Origin of the sequence: Moraxella sp. RCAD0137 (genome assembly GCF_002894025.1) — a bacterium.
Lineage (GTDB): Bacteria > Pseudomonadota > Gammaproteobacteria > Pseudomonadales > Moraxellaceae > Moraxella > Moraxella porci.
In genome coordinates this window covers 23,661-30,241 of record NZ_LTCC01000018.1, presented here as the reverse complement: position 1 = coordinate 30,241, position 6,581 = coordinate 23,661, and the positions used below count along the sequence as shown (strand labels likewise).

The 6,581-nt window shown below is 46.1% G+C and carries 7 protein-coding genes and 1 pseudogene; 2 read left to right on the top strand and 6 right to left on the bottom strand.

What is annotated here, in order from left to right; all coding sequences use genetic code 11:
• Positions 1-94 (top strand): annotated as a pseudogene (locus AZ602_RS09175) (IS1 family transposase); the annotation flags it as partial.
• A 136-nt stretch (positions 95-230) separates the two neighbouring features.
• On the opposite strand, the gene AZ602_RS09170 reads toward AZ602_RS09175, so the two are convergent.
• The 4 genes from AZ602_RS09170 to trxA all read right to left on the bottom strand — a co-directional run bounded on the left by AZ602_RS09170 (position 231) and on the right by trxA (position 3,435).
• On the bottom strand, positions 231-644 hold the full coding sequence (locus tag AZ602_RS09170; RefSeq protein ID WP_103034640.1) for an Ohr family peroxiredoxin: 414 nt from the start codon (positions 642-644) through the stop codon (positions 231-233).
• A gap of 202 nt (positions 645-846) precedes the next feature.
• Positions 847-1,233: a hypothetical protein gene (locus tag AZ602_RS09165; protein WP_078317259.1), complete on the bottom strand. Its 387-nt coding sequence runs from the start codon at positions 1,231-1,233 to the stop codon at positions 847-849.
• 353 nt (positions 1,234-1,586) lie between these two features.
• On the bottom strand, positions 1,587-2,855 hold the full coding sequence (gene rho / locus AZ602_RS09160) for a transcription termination factor Rho (protein WP_078317258.1): 1,269 nt from the start codon (positions 2,853-2,855) through the stop codon (positions 1,587-1,589).
• A gap of 259 nt (positions 2,856-3,114) precedes the next feature.
• Positions 3,115-3,435, bottom strand: a complete 321-nt coding sequence (trxA, locus tag AZ602_RS09155; protein WP_078317257.1) for a thioredoxin — start codon at positions 3,433-3,435, stop codon at positions 3,115-3,117.
• Between the two features lie 207 nt (positions 3,436-3,642).
• Here trxA and AZ602_RS09150 point away from each other — a divergent pair, with 207 nt between their 5' ends.
• Positions 3,643-4,371 (top strand): RluA family pseudouridine synthase, encoded by a 729-nt coding sequence (locus tag AZ602_RS09150; protein WP_103034636.1) that lies wholly within the window; start codon positions 3,643-3,645, stop codon positions 4,369-4,371.
• 63 nt (positions 4,372-4,434) lie between these two features.
• On the opposite strand, the gene AZ602_RS09145 is transcribed toward AZ602_RS09150, so the two are convergent.
• Positions 4,435-4,767 carry a beta-lactamase hydrolase domain-containing protein gene (locus tag AZ602_RS09145; protein ID WP_103034635.1) on the bottom strand — a complete coding sequence of 111 codons (333 nt, stop codon included), beginning with the start codon at positions 4,765-4,767 and terminating at the stop codon, positions 4,435-4,437.
• Positions 4,768-4,881: 114 nt separating this feature from the next.
• The gene (locus tag AZ602_RS09140) at positions 4,882-6,579 is read right to left on the bottom strand and encodes a SulP family inorganic anion transporter (protein WP_103034634.1); all 1,698 of its coding nucleotides are present in this window, start codon (positions 6,577-6,579) and stop codon (positions 4,882-4,884) included.
• Positions 6,580-6,581 lie beyond the last annotated feature (2 nt).

The following is a 6,581-nucleotide window of genomic DNA, read 5'->3' as shown; positions in this document are numbered from 1 at the left end:
TTTTAGAAGGAGTTGTAATTTTTCAAAAAAGATTGAAAACCATTTTAAAGCTTTCGACTTAACCTTTTTTTACATCAATAATGGCTTCATTTAATGTCAGCATACTTTTTGAAACACCACCCAAGTTTAAAGTCCATTGTGTATTTGGTCATAAAAACACCCCAAAGGTTGTCTAACTTTTGGGGTGCGGTTCAATGCTTGGGTGTTTTTTTGTATCAAGCGCCGATGATTTAAGCGACAGAGGCGCTTAGTGCCATCTCAACATTGCCTGCCACGGCTTTTGAGTACGGACAGACGGTGTGAGTTTTTTCGACCAAGTCCAGTAGCTCATCTTCGCTGATGTCGGTGTTGGTGGCGACGACATGAATTGCGCCAGTCAAGAAGAACTTGTCATCACCTTCTTTATTCAGATCGATGGTGACTTGGACTTCGCTATCAAAGCTTTTGCCAGCGGCTTTTTTGACCAAACCCAATGCCCCATCAAAGCAGGCAGCATAGCCCATGGCGAAAAACTGCTCTGGATTATTGCCATCTTCTTTTGAGCCTGGTGAGACCATGTTATAGGTTTTGTCATCATCAGATAATTTGGCGGTGCCGTTGCGAGCGCCAACGACGGATGCGGTGGTGGTGTAGATTTTAGCCATGACAGATTCCTTATGCTTGTTGTTGGATCCATCGCTGAGACAGTCAGCGACTTGTTTTGATTGTAGCAAAAATCGCTGATCAGCCAAGTAAAAAAATGTAGCCTTTTACTTACGCATTTATCAAACCCGCCAACAAAAAAAAGAGAACCCAAAAGGATTCTCTTTGATTAACCGATAATGATGCAGCGAGTGCTGCAAACAATTATTTGGTTTCAGTAGTAGTTGCAGTAGCAGTACCTGCAGCAGCAGCGCCGTCAGCAGCGTCAACAGCAGCGTCAGCAGCTTGTTCAGCAGCAGCTTGTGCGTTTTCAGCAGTAGCTTCAGCTTGTTCTGCAGCTACAGTGTTACCAGCAGCTTCTTGAGCAACTGCGTCAGCAGCAGCTTGGTTTGCAGTGTCAGCAGCTTGTGCAGCAGTGTCAGCAGCAGCTTGTGCAGTTGAATCTGCAGGTGCAGTGTTTGCAGCAGCTTGTGCGTCAGCAGCAGCTTGGGTAGCTTGTGCAGCAGCTTCTGGAGCTTCTTCAGCTGGCTTTGAGCAAGCAGTTAGAGCTAGAGCAGCGATTAGTGCAGATGCGATTAGTTTAGTTTGCATGATAATCTCCAATTGGGTGGATATTTGACAAAAAATACCTACAGATAGAAGTTGGGTTTTTTTGATAAAACCAACGATCCGTCCATAGGTCGATACAAATTCGTATCAGTATACAACAATTTAGCACAGATAAAAAGATAATTTGTTCAAAATAACCACAAATATGTAACAAAATATATCAGAAAATCTGCTTTGCCACTTAAGCAAGCAGCAATAAAATTGCGTTAAGCTTTCGGTGATGCGGTTATGTTAGCACATATTTTTTCATATTACAATCATATGACAGTAAATTTTGTAAATTTGTGAACATATGTTGCTTTCTAAATAATGCCAAAGCTGATATACCCAACAATTTAGCTTTGGGCTTTTTTGATCATCTGCTCAAAGAACTCTTCGTTGGTCTTAGAATCTTTGAGTCGCTCAAGCAAAAATTCGGTGGCTTGTGAGTCATCCATTGGCTGCATCAGCTTACGCAAAATCCACACGCGACGCAGGGTGTCTTCGTCAAGTAGGCGTTCTTCACGGCGTGTGCTGGATTTTTTGATATTAATTGCAGGGAAGATGCGACGTTCCGCCAAATCACGCTCAAGGGTGATTTCTTGGTTGCCTGTGCCTTTAAATTCTTCAAAAATCACGCTGTCCATCTTCGAGCCAGTGTCAATCAGTGCTGTTGAGATGATGGTCAGACTGCCACCTTCTTCGACATTACGCGCCGCACCAAAAAAACGCTTCGGACGCTCTAGTGCATTGGCATCAACGCCACCAGTGAGTACTTTGCCTGACGAGGGAATCACAGTATTATAAGCACGAGCTAGACGAGTGATGGAGTCTAGCAGGATGATGACATCTTGTTTGTGTTCAACGAGTCGCTTGGCTTTTTCGATGACCATCTCAGCGACCTGAATATGGCGCTGCGGCGGCTCATCAAAGGTCGATGCGACAACTTCACCACGCACAGTACGCTGCATCTCGGTGACTTCTTCTGGGCGTTCATCGATCAGCAGGACAATCAGATAGCACTCTGGATGATTGCGTGTGATGGATTGGGCGATGGTTTGTAGCAGCACCGTCTTACCTGCCTTGGGTGGGGCGACGATGATGGAGCGCTGACCTTTGCCGATTGGGGCAATTAAGTCAATGATACGACCAGTTAAATCTTCGGTTGTGCCGTTACCCGTCTCAAGTACTAGCTGTTCGGTTGGGAATAGCGGTGTCAAGTTTTCAAAAATCAGCTTGTGACGGCTGCGATCAGGGGTGTCAAAGTTGATTTCGCTGACCTTAAGTAGTGCAAAATAACGCTCAGAATCCTTGGGCGGGCGGATCTGACCTGCGATAGAATCGCCCGTTTGTAGGTTAAAGCGGCGGATTTGGCTTGGGCTGACATAGATGTCATCAGGACCAGCTAAATATGAGCCTTCGGATGAACGCAAAAAACCAAAGCCGTCAGGCAAAATCTCAAGGACGCCATCACCATAGATGGCTTCGCCGTTGCGTGCGTGTGTCTTTAGGATGGCAAAAATGATGTCTTGTTTGCGGCTACGAGCCATATTATCAAGACCCATGGCTTCAGCGATGGCAAGCAGTTCGCCAACGGATTTTCGTTTTAATTCGGTTAGATTCATAGATAGGTAGCGTGTAAGAGTAACGCATCCAGATTGGTGCGGATTGATGAATGGCTTGGGATAAAAAAAGAAAAAATGCAATCGAAAGAAGGGGATTGCAGGTGGCATCATATTAAGGGTAAATCACGGCGTTGTCAAGCATTTGTGCATAAAAAGGCGAAATCAAGAAAGCCTGCCTATGCTGACCAAAGGATCACTGATTAGCAGCCAATGAAAAACCCGACTTGATGATCAAATCGGGCAAATCTTAGCAGATGGATTACAGATGCTTATCTAGCAGTGCTGCAAATTCTGATTTTGGACGGCCGCCAACGACCGCTTCAACACGCTCACCGCCTTTGAAAACAAATAGCGTTGGGATGCTGCGGATGCCAAAACGCGCTGCCGATTCTGGGTTGGCATCGACATCGACTTTGACGATTTTGACTTTGCCGGCATAATCATCAGCAAGCTCTTCTAGGATTGGGGCGATTTGACGGCATGGACCACACCAAGTTGCCCAAAAATCGACCAAAACCACTTCATCAGAACCTAGAACTTCAGCATCAAAGCTGGCATCGGTTGCATTTACGATTGACATAATTTTCTACCTTTTCAAAAAAAATTCAAAAAATATATTGGGTATAGCACATAGATGGTCATGATGGCGATAAATTTCAAGCCCTACCGCCACCTGTGATGAAAACACGCCTTTTGGCATCAGTCATGCTATAATAACAGGCTTTATCGCCAAAGGCTTGATGGCGGCGATTGAATTTATCAAAGATACCGATTGATTGAACTGATTATGACCCTAACTGATGCTGATATCGCTCAGATGAATGAGCGTGAAAATAGCCAACCGATTGAATTTTTTCAAGATTTTGTCAAATCCATCACCATTTATGAAGATGATGATATTTGGGTACTGGATAAGCCTGCTGGACTATTGAGCGTCGATGGGCGACTACTCAAGGTCAGCTTGCAATCTCGACTGCTACGAGTGAACCCTGAAGTCAAGCTCATCCACAGACTAGATATGGACACATCAGGCTTGATTATCTTTGCCAAGCACAGTGATGCACAGACGCATATCAGCAAGCAGTTCATTGACCGCATTCCCCAAAAAGAATATCAAGCGGTGGTCATAGGCAGCATCGTGATGGATGATAAAAAAGGCGTCATCGATGTGCCAGTTCGCTATGAGCCATCAACCAAGCCGCGACACATCGTAGATATGCATTGGGATAAGCGCGCCTTGACACACTATGAAGTACTGCATCACGAACTACGCCAAGACAGCACGGGCAAATCGCACCCAGTCACTCGAGTGGCGTTAAAGCCCATCACAGGCCGCAGTCATCAGCTTCGAGTGCATATGGTGCATATCGGCCATGTGATGATTGGCGATCCGATTTATGCCGAAGATACTGCCTTGGCACTCTCGCCACGACTTAACCTACACGCCCACAAACTACGCCTAAAGCACCCCACGCATGGCGTATGGATGGATTGGCAAAGTGATGTGCCATTTTAGCATCATATCCATGCCCAAAAAAATGCCTGTCATCTTGTGGGATGCAGGCATTTTTTTGAACAATCATATCAGTCCAGAGATCAAAGCACACTGATACAAGCGTTTGGCTCGTGCGCCTGTTCCACAAAACACCATCACAGGCTTAGGTAGCTCATTGATTAGCCGAGCAAAGCTTGCCACTTTTGCCTTATCTACACATTCTGAGCCATCAATCGGCAGATGTGCATAGCAAATACCCACAGCTTCGGCACTGTGCTGAATGCTCTTATGGCTTGGCTGATGCTCAATTTCATCATCAAAGCGTAAGTTAATCAGGCTTTTGAAGCCAAGATTGGCAAGGGTTTGGCATTGGCTTGGGTGGATTTGCTTATACAGTGTGATGGCGTGATGAGACATGGCAATTTTCCGCAAATAAATATTCCAAAAATGACTTTATAATCTATGTGATTTTCAATTTTTGAATATATTAGCGAAATCCCAATCGCTTTGCAATCTTGATTTGGCATAAGCTTATGAGTGTTTGAGCGATGCCACCGCCTGATTGACACTCAAAAATACCTGCCCTGACAGCTGTTCAATCACCGCACTATGCCTAAGCACATCCATCACAGGGCCTTTGATTTCGGCAAAGTGCAGCCGCTTAGCTGCTTTGATACATTCTTGATTAAAGTCATAAAGCATCTCTTGGGCGGATAAATCGACATGATTCACCGCTGTCATAATCAGTACAATATCATCAATCGTCTCATCCGCCATCAGCCGAGTCAGCTGTGCGTGCACGGTTTGGGCATTACCAAAATACAGACTCTCATCGATGCGTAATAACAGCAAGCCTGTATAAGTCGTCGCCGTATGCCGATGGATATTGCGAAAATGCTCGCTGTCGCCCACTCGTCCCAACACGGCGATATGCACTTGGTGTGTGCGATATACCATCATCGCAAAACTGGCAAGCAGACCAACCACCAAGCCAACATTGAGCCCAAAGATGATCGCCGTACCAAAAGTCAATACAAAGCATAAAGCATCCGCTTGATCGTATCGCCACGCATCCATCAGTGTCTTGGTATCAATCATACTAAAGACTGAGCTGATAATCACCGCCGACAAAATGACATAAGGCAGTCCTGCCAAATACTGACCAAAAAACAATAAAATCAATAAGATACCAACAGCACAAATGAGCGATGCCAAAGGCGAATTGGCGCCCACCGATAAGTTGAGACTGGTGCGAGAAATCCCACCTGCCACCACAAAGCCACCAAACAGTCCACTTGCGATATTGGCAAAACCAAGCCCTTTCATCTCTTGGCTGGCATCATACGATTCGCCACGCACTCTGGCATATTGTGCTGAGATGGTGCTACTTGAGATAAAAGCAATCAAGGCAATCAATAATGCTGATGGCAACAGCTCAATGAGCGTATTGATGCCAAATATCGGCAGTTTTGGCATCATAAGGCCTGCCGGTGGTGCATCCAACACTCGCACTCCAAGCTCGCCAAGCTGATACTGCACGCTCAAATAAATGCTACAGGTAACCAAAAGAATCACAAACAGCCGATTGCCAAAGCCCATCAGCCGTGTCGGTAGCCAACCCCACACCCACCGCTCGCCATAGCGACTGATGATGAGCAATGCCAACGCCCCAAGTCCAATCGCCAAGGTGAGCTGATGAATCGGCTGAGTATTTTGATAGATGCTGGTCGTCAGTGAAATCAGGCTATCGGTATTGATATTGATGCCCAGCAGATTCTTAAACTGACTGATGATAATCAGCACCGCTGAGCCGCTGATAAAGCCTGCTGCCACACCACGACTGACGAACTGCATGATCCAGCCCAAGCGAATCAGGCTGCCCAGCCACAAAATCACCCCAACCATCAATGCCAAGGTGGTGGCAAGTGAAACATACTGCAAGCTACCCGTGGCATAGTTTGATAAAGCACCAGCGGTCATGATGGCGGTGATGGCGACAGGCCCAACGGCTGAGACACTGCTTGAGCCGATATAAGCATAAACCATCACAGGTACGATGGACGCATACAGACCCATGATGGGTGGCAAGCCTGCTAGGGCAGCATAGCCTAGGCTTTGGGGAATGACAAGCACCGCCATCATCAGTCCTGCATAGACTTCAGGGATGGCGGTGCGAGGTGAGTCGATGAATTGCAAAACCCAGTTGGGTAGTAGATTTTGCAATCTCATGG

Coding starts and splice junctions, on each gene's coding strand:
- AZ602_RS09170 (WP_103034640.1), bottom strand. CDS start 644: ATGGCTAAAATCTACACCACCACCGCATCCGTCGTTGGCGCTCGCAAC.
- AZ602_RS09165 (WP_078317259.1), bottom strand. CDS start 1,233: ATGCAAACTAAACTAATCGCATCTGCACTAATCGCTGCTCTAGCTCTA.
- rho (WP_078317258.1), bottom strand. CDS start 2,855: ATGAATCTAACCGAATTAAAACGAAAATCCGTTGGCGAACTGCTTGCC.
- trxA (WP_078317257.1), bottom strand. CDS start 3,435: ATGTCAATCGTAAATGCAACCGATGCCAGCTTTGATGCTGAAGTTCTA.
- AZ602_RS09150 (WP_103034636.1), top strand. CDS start 3,643: ATGACCCTAACTGATGCTGATATCGCTCAGATGAATGAGCGTGAAAAT.
- AZ602_RS09145 (WP_103034635.1), bottom strand. CDS start 4,767: ATGTCTCATCACGCCATCACACTGTATAAGCAAATCCACCCAAGCCAA.
- AZ602_RS09140 (WP_103034634.1), bottom strand. CDS start 6,579: ATGAGATTGCAAAATCTACTACCCAACTGGGTTTTGCAATTCATCGAC.